The following is a 19,460-nucleotide window of genomic DNA, read 5'->3' as shown; positions in this document are numbered from 1 at the left end:
TCCACAAGTCAGCTTGGACCGGTTGGGCTTGGGTCAGGGAAAGAAGAGTTCGGGGTAGATCGGGTAGCTCGGTTTAACGAATCGGATAGCGCGGCGCCAGTTCTCGTCGCGGCCCGGAGGCAGGCGGGCGTCGGCGAGGGCGGAGTTGGTCGGGCCGTGGTTGTACTCGGTGGCCAGCAGGGAAACCGCGAATTCGTCCTGCCAGAAGGCGGCGGCGCCGGTAGTCGGGTAGCGGTTCGCCCGGTTCTTCAGGCGGTCGAGTAGCTGAGCGGTGAGCGTGATGTTGGCCTTAGGGAAGCGCAGGCGGTTGAAGATCCCGACTTTGGCCAGCAGCGGTATGACCCGCCAGTTCTGGTCGACCTTGCCGTGTGCCTCGCTCAGCTTGCCGGGGGTGCCCTCGACCCAGGGCGCCGCGCCGATCACCATGGCCGCCGTGGACAGGCCGATCTGCCCGACTCCGAGCGTCTTGCCACCGAAAAGGGTGACCCGGGGTCCCACCGTGTCGTCGAACATATCCCCGCCCAGCGCGATCTCGATACACCTGATCTCGGTCAGCGGGTAGAAGTCGGTGGCCAGGTGGACCAGCTTCTGCGACTGATTGAAATGTTGCCGCACCTCCGCCGAGGTCCACTCCACCCAGGTGGGCGTCCGGTTGATCCTGGATCGCCGCCGATACATGTCGGCTCGCCGGGTGCCGTCCTTCGGGCGGGCATTGAGCTCCATGTAGAGGATCGCCGCGAGCGCCCGTGCCGGAATCCCGTTGGTCCCCGTCGCTGCAGCAGCTGTACGGACGAAGTCCCCGAAGTCATTGATGAGCTCCCGCTGAGAGTCCGGTTCGCCGGGGTCCTTGCGCTTGCGCGCCAGTTTGGCCTCGAGCCGAGGCTCCCGCTCCCGGGTGCCCTGGGTCAGCTGGACCGTGGCCAGAATCGCGCCCTTCAACCGAGGTGTGACGGTGATGACATATTGGTGGGACGGCCGCTGCCCCTCCCACCAGAAGCACCCGGTGTCCCCGACGCTCAGAATCGGGGCGAACTGTGGATCGGTCGGTGAGGTGACCTCCCAGCGGTATTCGTCGATCTCGACATAGTCCAGCCACAGGTTCTCGTTCGACCCGGCGGGCGGCAAGGCGAACAGCACGTAGTCCAGCCTGGTCTGCTCCGGCACCGGCGACTCAAGGTAGGAGACCAGCACGAACCGCTCCCCCGACGGCCCGAGCACCTCGCCCGACGCCTGCCCGAGATCGCCCGCGCTTAACCCGGGCGGCAGCCGGCTTTCAACCCTGCGGACCGTCATGGGCCCGCTCTCACGAGGATGTGTTCGGCCATCAGGCGTCCTTGCCTGGCAGTCGGAGCGAATCAGGTCGTTGAGAGCGTAGTCCGTACCCATACCAATATCGAGCAGCAGGGGAGCAATTGCGCGGAATCACCTCTCGGTCCTGGCACTGCCGACACCACCCAGTCCTCGCCTGTTCGCGCTCACCTCACTGGCTCCCCAGGACTCGGTACGGTGGCCGATCGCGTACGCACTCTTCGACAGTGCCAATCCCCTCGATGTGTGGAGTTCTTCTAAGCGGCCAGCTCCAGGGCGGAGTTGGCTCGGTGGTCGTGTTCGTAGTCGATCGGGCTGTGGTACCCGCACCTGCTGTGTAGCCGATGGGTGTTGTAGAAGCCGGTGATCCACGTGGCGATCTTCAGCCGGGCCTCGGCGCGGGTGGCGAAGGTGTGCCGGTGGACGTATTCGACCTTGAGGACGCTGTTGAACGCCTCGCTGACGGCGTTGACGCTCCTATGAAGCTTCTATGTCCCGTCAACCCCTATGTTCGCCGCGGCGGCGTTGAGGTGGCGGTAGAGGCGTCGGGCGAGGTAGCGCTTGAGGCAGCGGCGGATCTCGCGGTCTGTCTTGCCTTCGGTGCGTCGTCGGTCAACGTAGGAGCGGGTTTGCGGGTGATGCACCATGCGGACCATGGCGATGACGTTCAGGGCGCGGTTGAGCCGCCTATCGCCGCCGCGATTGAGGCGGTGGCGCGTGGTGTTGCCCGAGGAGGCGGGGATGGGGCTTACTCCGGCGAGGGCGGCGAACGCGGCCTCGTCGCGTACCCGTCCCGGGTGGGACCAGGCGACGAGGACGGTGGCGGCGGTGATGGGGCCGATTCCGGTTTCCTCGGGGAGGCCGGCGGCAGGGCTGGCGTCGACGAGTTCGCCTATCCGGTTCATGTTGTCCGTGATTTCGGTGTCAAGGGCGAGGATCCTTTTGGCGAGCCGGACGGCCTCGGTGCGGGCTGTCGTGGTGGCGAGGCCCTCCTCGCGGGGGCGCCAGCGGGCGATTTCGCCGATCTGCCTGGCGCCGAGGGGACGACGGGCGTCGATGCCGAGGTCGGCGATGCGCACGAGGGCAGTCAAGGCGTTCACGGCCCTGGTCCGCTCGCTGGTGAGCTCGTCCCGGGAGGTGAGGAGGATCTGTGCTGCCGCCCGCACCCCTTCGTCCATCCGCGGGGTGCGCAGCTGTTCTTCGGGGAGTGGAAGCACTGAGCCTTTTCAGCTCGGCAGCCGATCGGGTGATGGGTGGGAAGACGAAACGGGCGGAGCCCCTGGGCAGTTGAGCGAGGTGCTTGACGTCTCGACTCTTCAGCCTGGGGGCTCCGTTGGTTACGTATCCTGCCGCACTGGACCTGCCGCACGCACTCGTGGAGACGGTCACGATGCTGATCGTCCTCCGGGAGGGTGACCGCCGGTGCAAGCTCCGCCCGTCGGGGCGTGCGCTGGTCGCACTCGTGTACCTCAAGCAGCACCTCACCCTCGCCCAGATCGCGGCCGGGTTCCGGATCAGCGTCGGCACCGCCCACGCCTATGTCCGCTCCGTCGTCACACTGCTGGCCCGTCGCGCTCCGGGCCTGACCAGGGCCCTGCGTGAGGCAAAGGCCCGGGCGCAGTACGTGCTGGTGGACGGCACCTTGACGGAGTGCGACCGGGTCGGTGACAGCCGCGCCGACTACTCCGGGAAACACCGCCGCCACGGCGTGAACCTGCAGGTCGTCACCGATCCCGCGGGCCGGATCCTGTGGATCTCCCGGGCACTACCCGGCCGCACCCACGACCTCACCGCGGCCCGCACACACCGGATCGTGAACACGTGTGCCCGCCTCGGCATCCCGGTCCTGGCGGACCTGGGCTACCTCGGTGCCGGCGGAACCTTCGCTGTCCCGAACCGCCGCCGTCCCCGTCAAGAACTCACCCTCCGGCAGCGGGCGTTGAACAGAGCCCACACCCGGCTGCGCTACCCCGTCGAACGCGGCATGGCCCGGCTCAAGACCTGGCGGATCTTCCGCCGCGCCCGCTGCAGCCCCACCTGGCTCACCACCGCCGCACGAGCCGTCCTCACCCTGGAGAGCTACCGCTGAAAATGCTCACTGCTGCGGCTATGCGCCGGGCGTCGATCGGGTCGGATTTGCCCATGCCGCGGCGGCTGGCGCGGCCCATTCTGGCGGCTTCAACCACGCGGTAGCCTGCGCGTGCCGTCTGGCGGGCGATCTGGGCTCCGTAGCTGCCCACACCCTCGATGACCCACAGAGTATTGAGATCCCCGTCGGTGCGACGTCCGGCCCAGTTGATGGCTCGGGCTCGGCCGGCGTGGGTGTTGGGGAATGCCTCCGTGCCCAGGTGTTCACCGTTGGCGGCGAGCACGGCGTAAGTGTGCGTTTTGGCGTGGGTGTCGACGCCGATGACGAACGCATCTGAGGTCTTCTGTTCGGGGTGACGGTGGATCAGTCTTTGGGTGTATGCCGGTAGTTGTGCGGTATTCCGATGGGGGTGGCCTGACTCCGAAGCAACGGGCCGTGAGAGAGCAAGTTCGTTTTGAGGCTGCTGAGTTGTTTGCTCAGCAGGTTCCGCCTCCCGTGGTGGCCAGACAGTTACGGGTGTCACGGAAGTCGGCCTATGCCTGGTATGCCCTGTGGCAGAAGGGCGGTGTGGCGTCGCTGCGTTCGAAGGGGCCTTCGGGCTGGCCGTCGCGGATGAAACCCGCCTGGCGGGCATGGCTGGCCCAGGCTCTGGAACAGGGGCCGGCCGCGTACGGCTGGACGGAGGACCAGCGGTGGACGACAGCGCGGGTAGCGGTCCTGGTCGCGCGGCGTTTCCATGTCCGCTTCAGCGACGCACAGATCTGGAGGATCCTCCACCAGATGGGATTCTCGGTGCAGGTCCCGGTCCACCGTGCTGCCGAACGGGACGAGACCGCGGTGGCAACCTGGGTGCGGGAGGTCTGGCCGCGCGTGGAAAGACGGTGAGGGACCAGAACGCGTGGCTGTGCTTCGAGGACGAGTCGGGGCAGAGCCTGCGGCCGCCGAAGGCCCGCACCTGGTCGATGCGCGGCCGCTCTCCGGTCGTGAAGGTCAGCGGGAAGGGCTCCGGCCGCGTCTCGGTCGCCGGCATGGTGTGCCCCCGGCCCGGCACACGGACCCGCCTGGTCTTCAGGATGCTCGTCAACCACGGCCGCAAGAGTGAGAAGAAGGGGTTCAAGGAGAAGGACTTCGCAGCCTTGCTGGACGCCGCGCACCAGCAGCTGGGCTCGAAGATCGTGCTGGTGTGGGACATCCACCGAGGCTGTTTACTCCTCTGTGTAAGAGGTGATCTTGCTGGGTGCTGGTCGGGCCCCGGGTGACACCAGGAATGTGACGCACAGTGAGTGACCTGATGAACGAGTCCAGCCCGCACGCCGAGTCCGCAGAGCCGCGTGAGGAGGCGTCGAGGCGGCTGGCGGGGGCTTTATCGCCGGCGGCGATCGACCGGCTCCTGGCTGATGCGGAGGCGGCCGGGGTCGGTATTGACGGGGCCGGCGGGCTGCTGCAGCAGATGATGAAGGCGGTGCTGGAGCGGGCTTTGCAGGTGGAGATGGCCGACCATCTCGGTTACGAGGCCGGGGACCCGGCAGGCCGCGGCTCGGGCAACGCCCGCAACGGCTCCTACCCCAAGACGCTCACCACGGTGGCCGGCCCGGTCACGGTGGACGTGCCCAGGGACCGCCGGTCGGAGTTCGAGCCAGTGATCGTACCCAAGGGCCGACGGCGTCTGGCCCAGGTCGACGACATGGTGCTGTCGCTGTACGCCCGTGGCATGACCACCCGCGACATCACCGCCCACCTCAAAGAGGTCTACGGCAGCGAGGTGTCCCCGGCCCTGGTATCCAGGATCACCGATGTGGTCGCGGACGAGATAACTGCCTGGCAGAACCGGGCCGTTGACGACGTCTACCCCATCCTCTACATCGACGCGCTGACCGTGAAGGTCCGCGACAGCGGCATGGTCACCAACAAGTCCGCCCACCTGGTGATCGGCGTCGACGTGGACGGCATCAAGAACGTACTGGGCATCTGGCTGCAGGACAGCGAGGGCTCGAAATTCTGGCTGAACGTGCTCACCCAGCTGAAGAACCGCGGCCTGCGCGACGTCCTGATCGTGTGCTGCGACGGGCTGGCAGGCCTGCCCGACGCCATCACCACAGTCTGGGAGAAAGCCCTGGTCCAGACCTGCGTGACCCACTTGATCCGCAGCTCGATGAAATACGTGTCGCACGGTGACCGCAAGCAGGTGACCGCCGCCCTCAAACCGATCTACACCGCCGCCACCGAATCCGAGGCACTGACCGCGCTGGACGAGCTCCGGTCAAACTACGGCAAGAACTACCCTGGCCTGATTGCCAGTTGGGAACGGGCCTGGGAAGAATTCATCCCCTTCCTCGCCTTCGACCACGAGATACGCAGGGTCATATACACGACCAACGCCATCGAATCCCTGAACTACCAGCTCCGCAAGATCACCAAGACGCGCGGCCACTTCCCCAGCGACGACGCCGCCGTCAAACTCCTCTACCTCGGCATCCGCCGCATCCAAGGCCGCCACATCGACGGCGACGGTCCCATCCCCAAAGGCCGCGTCCGCGGCACCGGCACCCTCGGCTGGAAACGCGCCATGAACCACTTCATGCCCGCCTTCCCCGACCGCCTCCCCCTCTGACCCCAGCAAGATCACCGACAGTAGCCAACCCGCAGGCCCGACCAGCAAGGCCAGACACCTCTACATACACAAAGGAATTGACAACCTCACTCCACCAGCACAAGGACACCGTGATGCGTGAACTGCTGACGGACCGCAAGGACTGGCTGACCGTCTTCCGCCTCCCCGCATACGCGCCAGACTTGAACCCGGCAGAAGGGGTGTGGGCCCACTTGAAGAAATCGCTGGCCAACCTGGCCGCCGGCACCACCGACCAGCTCGCCGCACACACCCGGACCCGGCTGAAGAAAATGCAGTACCGGCCCCACCTCCTCGACGGCTTCATCGCCGAGACCGGACTGATCCTCGCTCCACCATGACCGTCACCCCGAAGAGAAGACCTCAGATGCGTGTGGGCGACGATGGTGTTCACGCGATCAGGGTTCCTCTCCGTGAGGCGGTGGTCCCGGTCGCTGCGGACCGGCGCCGTGCCCGGGAGAGGTCACTTCGAGGCAGAACTGTGAGGGGCCACGGCCCCTTTGGGGCCGGGCAGGCTTCTTATCAGGCCACCGAGGTGGGCCGGGTCAGCGCCGGCCGCCCGCCGCAATCGGACAGTTCATAGGCACCATGCTCATCGTCACCCGCGAGGGTGACCGCCGCTGCAAGCTCCCGCCGCACCAGCGTGCCCTGGTCGCACTGGTCTACCTACGCCAGCACATCACCCTCGCGCAGATCGCGGCCGGCTTCGGCATCTCGGTCGGCACCGCACACGCCTACACCGCGGCCGTCGTCGACCTGCTCGCTGACCGCGCGCCTGGCCTGCTGCGCTCCTTGCGCGAGGCTGATCCCGGCCACGTCCTGCTCGACGGCACGCTCGCGGAGTGCGACCGGGTCGGCGACAGCCGGGCCGACTACTCCCACAAACACCGCCGGCACGGAGTGAACGTGTAGGTGGTGACCGACCCGGAAGGGCGGCTGCTGTGGATCTCACCGGCACTGCCCGGCCGTGCTCACGACCTGACGGCCGCTCGCACCCACCGGATCATCAGGATCTGTGAACGCCAGGGCGTCCCGGTCCTCGCTGACCGCGCCTACCTGGGCGCCAGCCCGTGGGTGACCACACCCGTCAGACGCCCACCCGGCCGTGAGTTGTCACCGACCCAGCGCACGGTCAACCGTGCGCTCTCCGCGGCACGGGCACCGGTCGAGCGGGGTGTGGCCCGCCTGAAGTCCTGGCGGATCTTCCGCAAAGCCCGGTGTAGCCCGAATCGAATGTCGTCAATCGCTTCGGCCGTCCTCACTCTGGAGCGGCAACGCTGAAAGAGCTGAGTGACCATCCCACCCGCCAGCAGGATCGACGCACCGGCCAGGACCGCGAACCGCGACCCCACGGTGGAGATTGTCTTCATCGCACACTCCCCTACCCCTGGGCCGGGCACCACCGGACGGTAGTTCACATCACGTAACCGCCCAGGCCAGGAACAGTGTGACGCGAACCCGACAGACCTGACAGGGGCGTGAACCAGCGCGCAGACAGGGCGCTCGGAAGCGCCAACCACAGGCACATGCGGCACCATGCAGAAGGGGAGCGACCCATGGTTGCCGGAGCGCCGCCCCGGCAACCACAGGCCCGGCGCCACCGGTAGACGGGGTCCTGCCTGCCGAGCAGTGGTGAACCGCCGCTTCACCACCTGGCACCACATCACTGGAGCCACCCACCTGACAGCGACAGCCTTGACAACGGCACACACGAACACTTCCGCGATACCCCAACGCACCTGCCACACCAGCAACTTGGCTCTGGCCCGTAGTCGGTGGTGACGCCGAGTAGCCACCCTTGATCATGATCTTATGGTGGATATCAACTCCCTTAGAGGGCATTTGATCTAGGCGAATTGCCCTTTCTGTTCTAGTAAGTACCTCGCCAGGTTGGTGCCGTCTCGTCCGTTATGCGCTTGGCGAGGTTGTCGATCGAGGCGACGTGGATCATGGCTTCGGAGCTGGCGGGAAGGGTCTCGTAATCGCGTGCCAGACGGCGATGCATCATGATCCATCCGATACTCCGTTCCGCGACCCAGCGCCTTTTAACGACATGAAAGCCACGGATTTCAGGGTTTCTGTTGACTACCTCGACGTCGATTCCGAGCTTCGCTCCGTGCTCGATGACGGCGTTCTTGAAGCCGGTGTCGACCCAGCTCTTGGAGATGGTCGGGTAGGTCTTTTCGGCTTGGTCGAGGAGGTGTATTCCTTCGGCGTTTTCCGACAGGCTTGCGGCGGTGACGGTTACGGCGAGGAGCAGGCCGAGTGTGTCGGTGATGATGCCTCGCTTCCGGTCTACGATCTTTTTGGCGGCGTCGGTTCCCTGGCTGGTCAGGGGCACGTTCGTGGAGGTCTTCACGCTCTGGGTGTCGATCACGGAGGCGGTTGGTTCGGGCTTGCGCCCCTCCTTCACACAGGCGAGGCCGGTCAGGTCGTAGTTGAGCTGGGCGAGGATTCCTTCGTCGCGCCAGGCGGCGTAGTAGGCGTAGACGGTGCTGTGGTTGGGGAAGTCGTGCGGGAGGTATTTCCACGGGATTCCCGTGCGGTTGAGGTACAGGATTGCGTTGAAGACGTCGCGGAGTTCGATCTGGGCCGACTGGCCGGTGGGCCTGCGGTCGAGTCGGGCTTTCCTCCAGGTGGATAAGGTCGGTTCGATCAACGCCCATCGGGCGTCGGACAGGTCGCTGGGGTACGGCTTTCGCTGGCTCACGAAAGGGCTCTTACTCGAACGGCGCCGCCGGCAGCGTTACTTGACGAGCTGGGCGGGTCTGTGACGTCCATAGACCAGACGGAATTTGGGTGCGAGACACGGAGCAAATGGACACCGAGGTCGAGGCTTGGAAGGCCGCGAAGCCGCATGTAGGGCTCAAATCATCTCAACGACCCCAGGCCGCAAGAGCGACGTAACATCGCAAGACATACTTAAATGCCCACTTAGTGGGCGTTTAGGGATGGATTGAGACGCTAAGTCGCTCCTGCGGCCAACACCCTTCGGGGTGATTCGCGCCTTACATGCGCCTTCACGGCATCCCGGGTGCCGATCCGGTCGCCCGTTTGATCCGCTCCTCAGCGCCGAATTCCGTCTGGTCTAACAACGGGTTGGAAGCTTCCTGTCTGTCGGTAACTTCCAGGCGTTTCAGGCCGCACGCGTTGGCGATAAATGTGGCAAAACATGTTGAAACGGTCGGCGTGAATCACCATCAAACGCCCACTGAACCCCCAACAGCTCCCGGCATATACAGAATTCCAGTCCAGTATCGGCTGAATCGCATGCTGCCCTCACTGCCCCGGCCCGGATACGCTTCCCAGCAGGAGCTTCGCCCGTTTCGCCGACTCCGGCCGACGACGGGCTACCGTTCCTCCTCTTTCGGCCCCCAGCCCCCCGGGTCGCAGTGACTATCCGACCACTGTGAGCGGCTGGAGCCGCATCGCCGACAACGCAGCTCCAGCCCTTCGTCCTCCCCAGCCCTGCTTCGAGCCCGGGGTGAACTCCCACACACCCCGGGAGGGTCGGTGAGGACGGCCAGTGCGAGACGGCGACGGTAGGGGAACCAGCGCCGTCCTCGCACCTCGCGGCCGCCGCCGGCGCTCGCCCGCATCCGGCGGCGGCCGTTGACGAATTTCCCCAAAGCGCCCTGAGATGCGCTTCAACCGCCCACCACTGCTCCCCGCGGCAATCTGCACGCATCCCTCACAGCGCCCGGCCAGAGGCGAGCTCTCGCAACATGGCCCGAAGTGCACCGAGATGCGCTCACTACGAATCACTTCAGCGAAACACTGGCACCCAGAGCGTCTCAACGGCCCGGCGCTGAAACTCGTTGGACGGCCTGTCTCATGGCATCGAACGCCAGGCCGTCCGTTCTCCTTGCACTCCCCAGTGTCCTCCCGTTCAACCCATCGGAGTACCCTTTGACGACAGTTGGCGCAAACAGACCTCGTGCATGCAGATAACCTCAAACGGCTTGCCTTGCGCTTTCAGCTCGTCCACCCCAGTTCCTCCCGGGCACTCCGGTTGACTGACCGAACAACAGCCGCGGATGACCCTGCCCCTTGGCTCCGCCCCCGTTACAGGGGCATCACAGCTACTACGAGCCGGTCCGCCAGTGCACCCCGCAACGGTACTCAGGGCCTCCAGGACAACACCTGGACCGGGCACTCCCTCTCGCCGCCCAGAAGGCGGTCGGTGTCGGGGTACGCCTTCTCACGTTCCGCGCAGGAGCAGCAGACCGGACTCGCGTCGCCTCCATGCCGGACACCGCCTGGCCAATAGACGGGCACCCGCCAAGCTTATCCCGAGACCATCCCAACGCCGGCAGGGCTGGTCTCGCCGCTGTGGGCAGCCGCCGCGTGTCGGGCCGGGAGGAGCGGCTCGAGGCGGAGATCGAGGAGCTGAAGACGGCACTGGGCGAGGCCCATGTCGAGCTGCGGGTGTGGAAGAAGTCCGCCGAGGACCGTCTGGCCCCTTCGAGGACCTCGAGGTGATCCGCAGCCAGGCGGTGATGCCGACCTCGAGGTTCTGTGAGCTGCTCGGCATCCCGCGCCGTACGTACTGTCGGTGGCAGGCCCGCACCCGTGAAGGCGGCACTGTGGTCAAGGGGCCGTGGCCCGCACCGGTCGTCGACGCTCTGGAGCCCCTCGCGGCGAAGTACGCCGCGGACTGGCCGGCCTGGGGACACCGCAAGATCCACTGGCTGATGCGGGCCGACGGACATGAGGTGTCGGCCTCTTCCGTCGAACGGGCCCTGCGCCGACGGGACTTGCTCCAGCCCGTCGACTATCAGGGCGAGCGGCGCGAGCACGCCAAGGCCCGTAAGGCCGCCTTCGCCGAGCTGCCAACGCGGCCGAACGAGGTGTGGCAGCTGGACTTCTCCGAGTACGAAACCACCGGTGGCGGCATCTGGCGGCTGGCAGGGGTGACCGACTACTTCACCAAGTACGAGCACGGCTGGCACATCGCCCCGTCGTGCACCGGAGCCGACGCCATCGAGGCCGTCCGCATCGCCATCGCTGAGGCCGAGTGCCTGGGCGGCGCCCCGCTGGCCGAGCTGCTGCCCACGGATCCGGAAACCGGCAAGATCCGCAGGATCAAGCTGGTCACCGACAACGGCGGCGCGTTCAAGGGGGCCGCGTTCGCCCGCTTCATCGCCTCCCGGCCCGAGCTGCTGCACATCCGCACCCGCGCCAAGAGCCCCGGCCAGAACGGGGTACGCGAGCGCGCGTTCGGCTCGTTGAAGTACGAGCACCTCTACCGCCTGGAGATCGAGGACCTCGACACTCTGGCCCGCGAGGCGGAGCACTACCGGCACGTCTTCAACCACGTTCGGCCCCACGAAGCCCTCGCCGGCCACCGGCCGATCGAGGTCTACCGCACCCCGACCCTGCATCCCCAACTTTCAGACCAAGATCATTGAGCCACAAACTTGACGCGGGACACCGTCAGTCCCTCGGCCCAGCCTCATGCGGGCTGGGATCTGTACGTGCCCGTACTGGTGGCCGGGTCGGGGGTCGGCGGGTTGTCTCAAGGTCAGCAACAGTTGTTCTGACCTGGCAGTTTGACTACGTCTCCTGGAAAGCGAGCGCCAAGTAGCGAGACTCTTGGCGATCAACTGCCGGGGATGTGCCTGACAGCCCGAGGGCGCGGAACACGGGGTGCTACAGGGTGGCACCCTGTAGCACAGGGCGGCTATCATGGATATATGAGCACCCAGTCCGAGATCACCCAGCGCGACCTGCGCACCAAATCCAAAGAGATCATGGATGCCGTCCAAAGCGGCCAGTCCTTCACCGTCACCCGGGATGGGCACCGCATCGGCGAGCTGATCCCTCTGCGACGCCGTCGGCGCTTCGTCCCGCGCGGCGAGTTCGCTGCCAGGTCCCGCACCGCCTCCGACATCTCCCCGGACGCCTTCCGAGCCGACCAGGCAACCACCGTCGAGCAGGAGCAGGATGACCCCTATGCCCGTTGAGCACCCCTCCGCCGAGCACCCGCAGGGGCTCCTCGACACCAACATCATGATTCTGCGCAAGTGGATCAACCCTGACGAGCTGCCCGCCGAGATGGCCATCAGCGCCATCACCCTGGCCGAACTCTCCGCCGGCCCCCACCAGGTGCGCGGCAATGCCGAACAGGACGATTACGACGAACACGCCGAGCGCGCCCGTCGCACGGACATCCTCCAACGCGCCGAGAATGAGTTCGACCCCATCCCCTTCGACGCGGAAGCCGCCCGCATCTACGGCCGCGTCTGCGCCGCCGTCATCACCGCCGGCCGCCAGCCCCGGCGCCGCACCGCCGACTTGATGATCGCCTCGATCGCCATTGCGGAGGGCCTCCCCCTGTTCACCACCAACCCGGACGACTTCAAGGGCCTTGACAACCTACTCACCGTCATCCCCGTCAGCCGCCCTGCAGTGCTCCACGACCGATAGACAACCACCGGCGAGAGCAGTCCGGTCAGGCGACGCCCCCGAGGCGCGGCGACGGACTTCCACCGACCGGTGTCCTGCCCCTGCCAGACCGCGCCCGGCGCCAGGGCCCGATGTGCCAGGATCACCATGAAAATAGAGGGGGTGCGGCCCGGTGAGTTCGCTGCAGGTAGACGTGCTGGCGTACGAGGCGCCGTGCGAGCGGTGCGCTTTCTCCCTGTGGTGGGTGTTCGGGCTGCTGCCGTCATACCGGCCGCGCGGCGAGGAGTTCACCACCACGGACTGCCCCGAAGCCGTCGACATGGCGCGCCCCGTCCTCGCGGCACCTGACGGCGACACGGCAGACGTCGCAGCACAACTGCACGACCAGCCCGCCTGGTAGCGGGGCCGCAGCTTCAACCCAAACCGGTGCAGTGCCTGCGGACACCACGCCGACTGGCACGTCCTCGACACGATCCTCACCCACGTCTACCACCACAGGGCTGGATCTATGCCGCCGCCGGCCGGGTCCCCATCCCTGAATGGCATGCAATCAGAGGCGGCGGACAAGGAATCCATTGGCTGCTGACCACCACCGCTCCAGCCTCACTGAAGCGCCCTGAAGTTTCCGGACAGTGGTCCCACTACGGTGGGTCTGTTCGGAAAGGGGAAGCCGGTTGTCGCAGAAACGTAGGAAGTTCACCCCTGAGTATCGGGAAGAGGCCGGGAAAGATGGTGATCGAGACGTCGCGTCCGGTCGCCCAGGTCGCCCGGGAACTCGGACTTGTCGAAGGCACGCTCGTGAATTGGGTCAACGCCTACCGGCGTGAGCACGCGGGAGAGGAGCCGCCCCTCACGGTGGATGAACGGGCACGGCTCCGCGAGCAGGAACGCGAACTGAGGGAACTGCGGCAGAAGGTCGCTTTCCTGGAAAAAGTCGCAGCGTACTTTGCCAAGGATCCTCGGTGAGTGACAGGTTCGAGTTCATCGATGCCGAGTACGCGCCCTCCACCACGAACGAAGAGATACCGCCGGTCGCGAAGATGTGTGACTGGCTGGAAGTGTCCCGCTCAGGATTCTACGAACGGCGGAGCCGGCCGATTTCGGCGACCGCCCGGCGACGGGAGGATCTGAAATTACTGATGACCAAGTCTTTCGAGGATTCTGACAGCACCTACGGCTACCGGCGCATCCACGCCGACCTCACTGCCTGGGGCGTGCCCTGCGGGCCCGAACTCGTGCGTGACCTCATGCGGGAGCTAGACCTCCAGGCGTGCCAGCCACGGCCGTGGCGCCACAGCCTCACCGAGAACGACGGCCGGGCCGGCCCGATCCCCGACCTCGTGAACCGCGACTTCACCGCCGAAGCGCTCGGCCGAAAAATGGTCGGGTCGGGTAGCCGGAGGGAATCTCACCCTCCGGCTCCCACAGAACCGTGCGTAACAGTCTCCCGCTACACGGCTCTTGTCACCCCGATCACCAGAAATTACGGCACAAGCGCCAATGCGCGAACATTCCCGGGTACCGCTGTGTGATCCCCTGGAAGCAGTCCTTGGCTTTCTTGAACCCGGCCAGCCGTTTGTACTTTCTGCGGATCCAGCGCACCAGGTAGGCGTTGATGCTCCGCAGGAGGGGCTTCAGCGCGGAGTGATAGAACGCCCCGTAGTACTGCATCCACCCTCGCACGATTGGGTTGATGATCCGTGCGAGTTGAGCGACGTGTGGCCCGTGCGCCGGTGAATCCGCCACCCGCGCAATTCGGAACTAAGCCTCTTCAGGGCCCCCTTGCTGATCGCAGGCAGAAAACACGGGAATGTCACCCCACTTGCTGCGCGCCGCTCCCGGCTACCACGCGGTACAGATGATCCCGGGCATCGGCCCGGTCTTCGCCGCCGTGATGGTCGCTGACCCTTCAGCTGTAGATCATGGTGGTTGCGGGAGTTCGAGGGTCTCTAAGCTGGGTAACTGCCGTGTATGAAGGCGGAGTTGCTGGATGTCCCGGTCGAGGTGTCGGACCGGGAGTGGGCGGAGGAGTGGGCGGGGCGGCTGGACGATCTGCTGGTGGGGGTCGGGGACCTGTTCGGCCGGGTGGAGACGCAGTGGCATGGGGAGATGTGCGTCCGGGGCCTACTGGGGCCGGTCTCGCGCAAGAACGGCTGGCAGCTGGCGGAGTGGGCCGGAGAGCGTGTGCCGTGGAACCAGCAGCACTTGCTGGACCGGGCGAAGTGGGACGTGGAGGGGGTGCGGGACTTCACCCGCCGGTACGCCGTCGCCGAGCTGGCGGACGACGGCGTGGGCGCGGGGCCCGGCGGGGCCGGGGTGCTGGTGGTGGACGAGACCGGGTTCGCCAAGCGCGGGAAGGCTTCGGCCGGGGTGGCGAGGCAGCACTCCGGGACGCTCGGCGGGGTATTCCCCTGCCAGATCGGGGTGATGTGTGCGTGGGCCACCGGTGCGGGGCAGGCGTTGATCGACCGGGAGTTGTACCTGCCACGGGAATGGACGGACGAGCCGGATCGCTGCCGGGCCGCGCACGTGCCCGAGCAGCGCGGCTTCCTGACCAAGCCACGGCTGGCGGAGGCGATGATCGAGCGGGCGCTGCCCGACCTGCCTCAGGAGCCGGGGAAGGTGTGGGTGGCCGCCGACGAGGTGTACGGGCGCGAGCGTGCGTTCCGTTCCTTCCTGGAGGAACATCGTCTGCCGTACGTGGTCAACGTGCAGGCGAACTCGCCGGTGCTGCAGCGTCCGGGCTGGCGGCACGCCGCCCGGCTGGTGGAGCGGGTCGCGCGGGAGGAGGACTGGGTCGAACTGCCCGCCGGGCCCTCCCAGTTGGATACCCGCACGTGGCAGTGGTGGGTGCGGCGACTCCCCGGCGAGGAGGAGATGGTCGATGGCCAGGCGTGGGCGCGGTGGCTGGTCGCGCGACGCCGCCTGGAGGATCCCGGCAAACGCGACTACTACCTGGGCTGGGGCCCGGCCGACACCCCGGTCGAGGAGATCGTTTTGGTGCCGGGCGCGCGCTGGCGGGTGGAAGAGGCGATCAAGCTGGCGAAGTCCGCCTGCGGGATGGCTGACTACGAGGTCCGCTCTTTCCACGGCTGGTACCGGCACGTCACCCTCGCCCAGCTGGCCGCCGCGTTCCTGGTCGGCTGCGACGCAGCCACCGCCCGCGAGAACGGCCCGCTGGCCCGGACCCGCTACGGCCAGCCCGCGCCGACAGCACCCGTCGCCGAGAGAGGGGGACCCGCCTGATCCCAGCAGCCCACCCGCCCCCGTCCGCTTCACCGCCTTCGAGATCAGGCGCCTGCTCATCTTGCTCACCCCGCTGCCCGACCGCCACCAACGCATCCGGCACGGCCTGGCCTGGTCCGCCTACCGCCGCCTCCACCAGGCCATCGCCCGTGCCTGCCACCGACGCCGCCGAGCACACGGTCACACCGTCCCAGCCGGACCCGACACACCAACAGAACTCCCGCAACCACCATGATCTACAGCTGAAGGGTCTGACACGGCAGCTGTAGTTCTTGATCGTTGGCGTGTTCGTGCTGGTCAACGGGGGTGCGGGGGCGGCCGAGGGTAGGGGGACGGCCACCGTGATCATGAGCGTTTGTGACGACGATCAAGGAACAGGTGGCCGTGGAGGCCACGATAGCCGGGCAGGAGTGGACGGCCGCGTTCGGGGCGGTGATGGCCGAGGTCGCTGACTGCTTCCCGCGCCGGGAACCGCGCCTGCTGGCGCGGGAGATGACCGAGGGCATGCTGATGGAGCTCGATACGCGCAACTGCTGGACGCTCGGCGAGGCGCTGGGGCACTCGGGCCCGCACCGGCTGCAGCACTTCCTCTCCCGTGGTGTGTGGGACCACGATCTGGCCCGCGACCGGCTCATGACCTGGGCGGCCGGTGAACTCGCGGACGACCAGGCGGTGTTGATCGTGGACGAGACCGGTGATGAGAAGTCCTCGACCGACTGCGTGGGAGCGGCCCACCAGTACTCCGGGGCGCTCGGCGGTATCGGTCTGTGCCAGGTCTCCGTCCACCTCACCTACGCCTCGGTAAGCGGGCACACGCTGATCGACCGCGCCCTCTACCTGGGCGCCGGGTGGGCCGCCGACGAGGAACGCCGCCTGCTCACCCACGTCCCCGACGAGACCCTGTTCGCCACCAAGCCACAGCTCGCGGCCGCCATGCTGCAGCGTGTACGTGCCCTGGGGATACCGGCCCGCTGGCTGGCCGGCGACGAGGTGTACGGCGGTCGCGAGCTGCGACGGCATGCACGGGCACTCGGCCTCGACTACGCCCTCGCGGTCCGCGCCGACCACCGCGTCACCACCCCAGCCGGCCGCTTCACCGCCACCGAACTCGCCGCCCGCTTACCCCGCCGCACCTGGATGCGCATGCGTACCGGCCACGGGACCAAGGGCGACCGTCACTACGACTGGGCCATGATCGGCGTCCTCGCCGACGACACCCCCGAAAGCACCGGGCCGGGCCACTCCTACCTGCTGGTGCGCCGCCACCGCTACACCCGCGAACTCTCCTTCTACCGCTGCCACTCCGCAACCGCGGTCACCATGGCCACCCTGGTCGATGTGGTGTGCTGCAGATGGAAAATCGAAGAGGACTTCCAGGCCGGAAAATCCGACTGCGGCCTGGACGAGGGCCAGACCACCTGCTGGAACTCCTGGATGCGCTGGAGCCTGATCAGCATGCTCGCCGCAGCCATCCTGGCCGTCACCCAAGCCCGCGCCGCCGCCCAGACACCCAGCGGCCCACTCGCCCCCTCAAGCACCCGCGAGCTGCTGCGACTCCTACGCGCCACCGCCCTGCGCCCTCCCCGCCGCGACCTGGAGCACCTCCTGCACTGGTCCGCATGGCGCCGCCACCATCAACAGCAAGCCACCGAAGCCCACCGCCGCTGGAACAACATCACCGCCGCAGCAACCACCTGACCAGCAACAATGACCAACCGATCAAGAACTACAGCTGCCGTGGCTGAGATCGGCGATATCCACCGCTTCGCCGGGCCCGCCCAGCTGTCCTCCTGGGCCGGGCTGACACCGCGCCACCGCGCTTCCGACACCAAGGTCCACCGCGGCCGCATCACCAAGCAGGGCTCGGCGCTGCTGCGCTGGGCCTGCGTCGAGGCCGTCCAGCGCTGCCGGACCGACACCCCGATGCGCCGCCTGCACGACCGTATTACCGACCGTCGCGGCACCGCGGCCCGCAACGTGGCCAAGACCGCAGCCGCCCGCAAGCTGCTCACCTACGTCTACTACGCCCTGCGTGACGGCGAGGTCCGCGCCCTGGCACAGCAGGCGGCGTGAGCAGGCCGGAACCCGACCGACGCGTGATCATGTATTGTCCGGCCCCCACCCCGGTGGCGCGGCCGTTAACGTGATTGATCCCGTCGGCCGGAGCGAACCGCCCCATGCCGAGGACCTGCTCCCTCCCGAACAGGACAAGGAGCACGGTCCCGCGAAGAGATGACCGGCAGCCGAGCCTGCCCGAACAACGACCACACCACGGGGCGAAAGCCACAACCGCACAAGTCCCGGTCCCGACGCGACCAGGATGCGCCCCGGCGCTGCCCCAAGGCCCCTTCGCCCTCGGCTCCCACGCCACGGGCAGCTTTGTCCGCACTGAGGCCGCCCTGGGGTTCGGGTCCGCCGATCCGTCCGCCCCGCATGACCAGCCCTTGCAGGTGGGCGTCGGTGAAGGTCATCGAGCGAGTTCGGATGAGTTGCCCGTCGAGCACGACGTGGACGGTGCGGTGACTGGCCCAGACCGTGACGGTCCGGCCGACCAGGGACGGGCTGAACTTCAGGCTCCGTGCCTGCGGCAGCATCACGTGCCGGCCGGGGCTGATCACCGCCTCGAACTCCACCGCCTGGAGGGGGAGGTTGTCCTCGGACGAGCTCGGCGGCGGAAGCACCGGAAGTCGCATCGGTTCGGACGACCCCGACGTGGGCTCGGCCGCCACGGCTTGAGCAGGCACTGTTGTGTCGGCCGGGAGCGGGTGCGGGCGAAAGACCTGAGCCGGAGTGGCCATCTCCAGCGACTGGTGGGGGCGCGTGTGGTTGTAGCCATGGACCCACGCGTCGATCGCGTTCTGGGCCGCGACCGGGTCGGCGAAGGGACCGGAGTGGTCGAGCATCTCGCGGCGCAGGGTCTTATGAAACCGTTCGATCTTCCCGGTCGTGGTCGGTGACCTGGGCTTCGTCAGCCGCTGGTTGATGCCGTTCTCGCGGCAGACCCGCTCGAACATCACCTCGACGGGAAGGGGCTTGGAGTAACGGCCGGTGAACTGCTTGCCGTTGTCCGTCAGCATCTCCGACGGGACCCCGTAGCGGCGCATAGCCTCGATGAACGCCTGACATACGGCTCGTCCGGTGGGTTGCACCAACACCGAGGCGATCACGATGAACCGAGAGCAGTCGTCGATCCCCGTGAGGAGCTTGCACTCCCGCCCGTCCGCAAGGAACACCCCGCCCATCAAGTCCATCTGCCACAACTGCATCGGCACGTCACGCTGCCACCGTTTGTAGATCCGGCGGTGGACCTGGATCTGGTGGTCGACCAGGCCGTTGCGGACCAGGACGCGGTGCACCGTCGAGCGGCCCGGCGCGTTCGCGACCCCGCGCACGGCCAGTTCATGGGCGATCCGGCGGGCACCCCACTTCGGATAGCTCTGGCGCAGCTGGCAGATGGCCAGCTCGGTCTCGAGCGGCACCCGGGACGGTGAGCTGTGCGGCCGACGGGAGCGATCCTTCAAGCCGTCCCGTCCGCCCTCGCGGAAGCGCCGCAACCAGGAGTGCAGGGACTGCCGCGACGTGCCGTACCGGCGGGCGACCTCGGCCACCGGCGAACCGTCCAGCACCTCCACCACGGCCCGGAATCGGTGCTCGACCGTCCAGTCCTCATCAGCTGTCTCGGCAGCGGATATGTCGTCCATGCCTGCACAACGAGTGCTACCCGTCAGGGATGTGCTCGGACCGTCAGAAATCTCCCGCGACCGTCAAGCAAGTCCAGCA

At 67.1% G+C, this 19,460-nt stretch carries 19 protein-coding genes and 4 pseudogenes; 16 read left to right on the top strand and 7 right to left on the bottom strand.

Annotated elements, in window-relative coordinates:
- Window positions 1–33 precede the first annotated feature (33 nt).
- From ABIE67_RS47735 to ABIE67_RS47725, 3 genes and pseudogenes are all read right to left on the bottom strand, one after another.
- Window positions 34–1,293, bottom strand: coding sequence for a hypothetical protein (locus tag ABIE67_RS47735; protein ID WP_370270625.1), 1,260 nt, complete (start codon window positions 1,291–1,293; stop codon window positions 34–36).
- Between the two features lie 272 nt (window positions 1,294–1,565).
- Window positions 1,566–1,766 (bottom strand): annotated as a pseudogene (locus ABIE67_RS47730) (IS3 family transposase); the annotation flags it as partial.
- A gap of 30 nt (window positions 1,767–1,796) precedes the next feature.
- Window positions 1,797–2,528, bottom strand: a pseudogene (locus ABIE67_RS47725) (transposase); the annotation flags it as partial.
- A 113-nt stretch (window positions 2,529–2,641) separates the two neighbouring features.
- On the opposite strand from ABIE67_RS47725, the gene ABIE67_RS47720 reads away from it, so the two are divergent.
- On the top strand, window positions 2,642–3,397 hold the full coding sequence (locus ABIE67_RS47720; protein WP_370270623.1) for a transposase family protein: 756 nt from the start codon (window positions 2,642–2,644) through the stop codon (window positions 3,395–3,397).
- 10 nt (window positions 3,398–3,407) lie between these two features.
- On the opposite strand, the pseudogene ABIE67_RS47715 reads toward ABIE67_RS47720, so the two are convergent.
- Window positions 3,408–3,761: pseudogene (locus ABIE67_RS47715) on the bottom strand (transposase); the annotation flags it as partial.
- 14 nt (window positions 3,762–3,775) lie between these two features.
- Between ABIE67_RS47715 and ABIE67_RS47710 the strand changes: the two are divergent.
- From ABIE67_RS47710 to ABIE67_RS47690, 5 genes and pseudogenes are all read left to right on the top strand, one after another.
- Window positions 3,776–4,282 carry a winged helix-turn-helix domain-containing protein gene (locus ABIE67_RS47710; RefSeq protein WP_370270619.1) on the top strand — a complete coding sequence of 169 codons (507 nt, stop codon included), beginning with the start codon at window positions 3,776–3,778 and terminating at the stop codon, window positions 4,280–4,282.
- The gene (locus tag ABIE67_RS47705; protein ID WP_370270615.1) at window positions 4,279–4,656 is read left to right on the top strand and encodes a hypothetical protein; all 378 of its coding nucleotides are present in this window, start codon (window positions 4,279–4,281) and stop codon (window positions 4,654–4,656) included. Before ABIE67_RS47710 ends, ABIE67_RS47705 begins: the two co-directional genes overlap by 4 nt.
- Before the next feature lie 32 nt (window positions 4,657–4,688).
- A complete protein-coding gene (locus ABIE67_RS47700) occupies window positions 4,689–6,008 on the top strand; it encodes an IS256 family transposase (protein ID WP_370270360.1) in 1,320 nt (439 codons plus the stop codon).
- Window positions 6,009–6,085: 77 nt separating this feature from the next.
- Window positions 6,086–6,367 carry a transposase gene (locus ABIE67_RS47695; RefSeq protein ID WP_370270612.1) on the top strand — a complete coding sequence of 94 codons (282 nt, stop codon included), beginning with the start codon at window positions 6,086–6,088 and terminating at the stop codon, window positions 6,365–6,367.
- A 247-nt stretch (window positions 6,368–6,614) separates the two neighbouring features.
- A pseudogene (locus ABIE67_RS47690) lies at window positions 6,615–7,307 on the top strand (transposase family protein).
- A 589-nt stretch (window positions 7,308–7,896) separates the two neighbouring features.
- On the opposite strand, the gene ABIE67_RS47685 reads toward ABIE67_RS47690, so the two are convergent.
- Window positions 7,897–8,736 (bottom strand): IS5 family transposase, encoded by an 840-nt coding sequence (locus tag ABIE67_RS47685; RefSeq protein WP_370270607.1) that lies wholly within the window; start codon window positions 8,734–8,736, stop codon window positions 7,897–7,899.
- Window positions 8,737–10,358: 1,622 nt separating this feature from the next.
- On the opposite strand from ABIE67_RS47685, the gene ABIE67_RS47680 reads away from it, so the two are divergent.
- The 7 genes from ABIE67_RS47680 (at window position 10,359) to ABIE67_RS47650 (ending at window position 13,966) form a co-directional block, all read left to right on the top strand.
- Complete coding sequence (locus ABIE67_RS47680) at window positions 10,359–10,508, top strand: hypothetical protein (RefSeq protein ID WP_370270603.1); 150 nt, start codon at window positions 10,359–10,361, stop codon at window positions 10,506–10,508.
- The gene (locus ABIE67_RS47675) at window positions 10,505–11,437 is read left to right on the top strand and encodes a transposase (RefSeq protein ID WP_370270599.1); all 933 of its coding nucleotides are present in this window, start codon (window positions 10,505–10,507) and stop codon (window positions 11,435–11,437) included. The genes ABIE67_RS47680 and ABIE67_RS47675 overlap by 4 nt, the downstream gene beginning before the upstream one ends.
- 285 nt (window positions 11,438–11,722) lie before the next feature.
- Window positions 11,723–11,992 (top strand): type II toxin-antitoxin system Phd/YefM family antitoxin, encoded by a 270-nt coding sequence (locus ABIE67_RS47670; protein WP_370252011.1) that lies wholly within the window; start codon window positions 11,723–11,725, stop codon window positions 11,990–11,992.
- Window positions 11,982–12,455, top strand: coding sequence for a type II toxin-antitoxin system VapC family toxin (locus ABIE67_RS47665; protein WP_370270595.1), 474 nt, complete (start codon window positions 11,982–11,984; stop codon window positions 12,453–12,455). The genes ABIE67_RS47670 and ABIE67_RS47665 overlap by 11 nt, the downstream gene beginning before the upstream one ends.
- A 151-nt stretch (window positions 12,456–12,606) precedes the next feature.
- Entirely contained in the window at window positions 12,607–12,834 is a 228-nt protein-coding gene (locus ABIE67_RS47660) for a hypothetical protein (RefSeq protein ID WP_370252002.1), read from the top strand.
- 329 nt (window positions 12,835–13,163) lie between these two features.
- Window positions 13,164–13,400, top strand: a complete 237-nt coding sequence (locus ABIE67_RS47655) for a transposase (RefSeq protein ID WP_370270593.1) — start codon at window positions 13,164–13,166, stop codon at window positions 13,398–13,400.
- Window positions 13,397–13,966, top strand: coding sequence for an IS3 family transposase (locus tag ABIE67_RS47650; protein ID WP_370270590.1), 570 nt, complete (start codon window positions 13,397–13,399; stop codon window positions 13,964–13,966). Before ABIE67_RS47655 ends, ABIE67_RS47650 begins: the two co-directional genes overlap by 4 nt.
- Here the strand turns inward: ABIE67_RS47650 and ABIE67_RS47645 are convergent.
- Entirely contained in the window at window positions 13,908–14,105 is a 198-nt protein-coding gene (locus tag ABIE67_RS47645; RefSeq protein ID WP_370270840.1) for a hypothetical protein, read from the bottom strand. The two genes, ABIE67_RS47650 and ABIE67_RS47645, sit on opposite strands and share 59 nt — an antisense overlap.
- Window positions 14,106–14,405: 300 nt before the next feature.
- Here ABIE67_RS47645 and ABIE67_RS47640 point away from each other — a divergent pair, with 300 nt between their 5' ends.
- The 3 genes from ABIE67_RS47640 to ABIE67_RS47630 all read left to right on the top strand — a co-directional run bounded on the left by ABIE67_RS47640 (window position 14,406) and on the right by ABIE67_RS47630 (window position 17,753).
- On the top strand, window positions 14,406–15,680 hold the full coding sequence (locus tag ABIE67_RS47640; protein WP_370252079.1) for an IS701 family transposase: 1,275 nt from the start codon (window positions 14,406–14,408) through the stop codon (window positions 15,678–15,680).
- A gap of 357 nt (window positions 15,681–16,037) precedes the next feature.
- Window positions 16,038–17,378: an IS701 family transposase gene (locus ABIE67_RS47635; protein ID WP_370252197.1), complete on the top strand. Its 1,341-nt coding sequence runs from the start codon at window positions 16,038–16,040 to the stop codon at window positions 17,376–17,378.
- 39 nt (window positions 17,379–17,417) lie between these two features.
- On the top strand, window positions 17,418–17,753 hold the full coding sequence (locus ABIE67_RS47630) for a transposase (RefSeq protein ID WP_370270586.1): 336 nt from the start codon (window positions 17,418–17,420) through the stop codon (window positions 17,751–17,753).
- 65 nt (window positions 17,754–17,818) lie between these two features.
- On the opposite strand, the gene ABIE67_RS47625 is transcribed toward ABIE67_RS47630, so the two are convergent.
- Complete coding sequence (locus ABIE67_RS47625; RefSeq protein WP_370270580.1) at window positions 17,819–19,381, bottom strand: IS481 family transposase; 1,563 nt, start codon at window positions 19,379–19,381, stop codon at window positions 17,819–17,821.
- Window positions 19,382–19,460: the final 79 nt, after the last annotated feature.

This window comes from Streptomyces sp. V4I8 (assembly GCF_041261225.1).
Taxonomy (GTDB): Bacteria; Actinomycetota; Actinomycetes; order Streptomycetales; family Streptomycetaceae; genus Streptomyces.
This window is presented reverse-complemented; position numbering and strand designations above follow the sequence as displayed.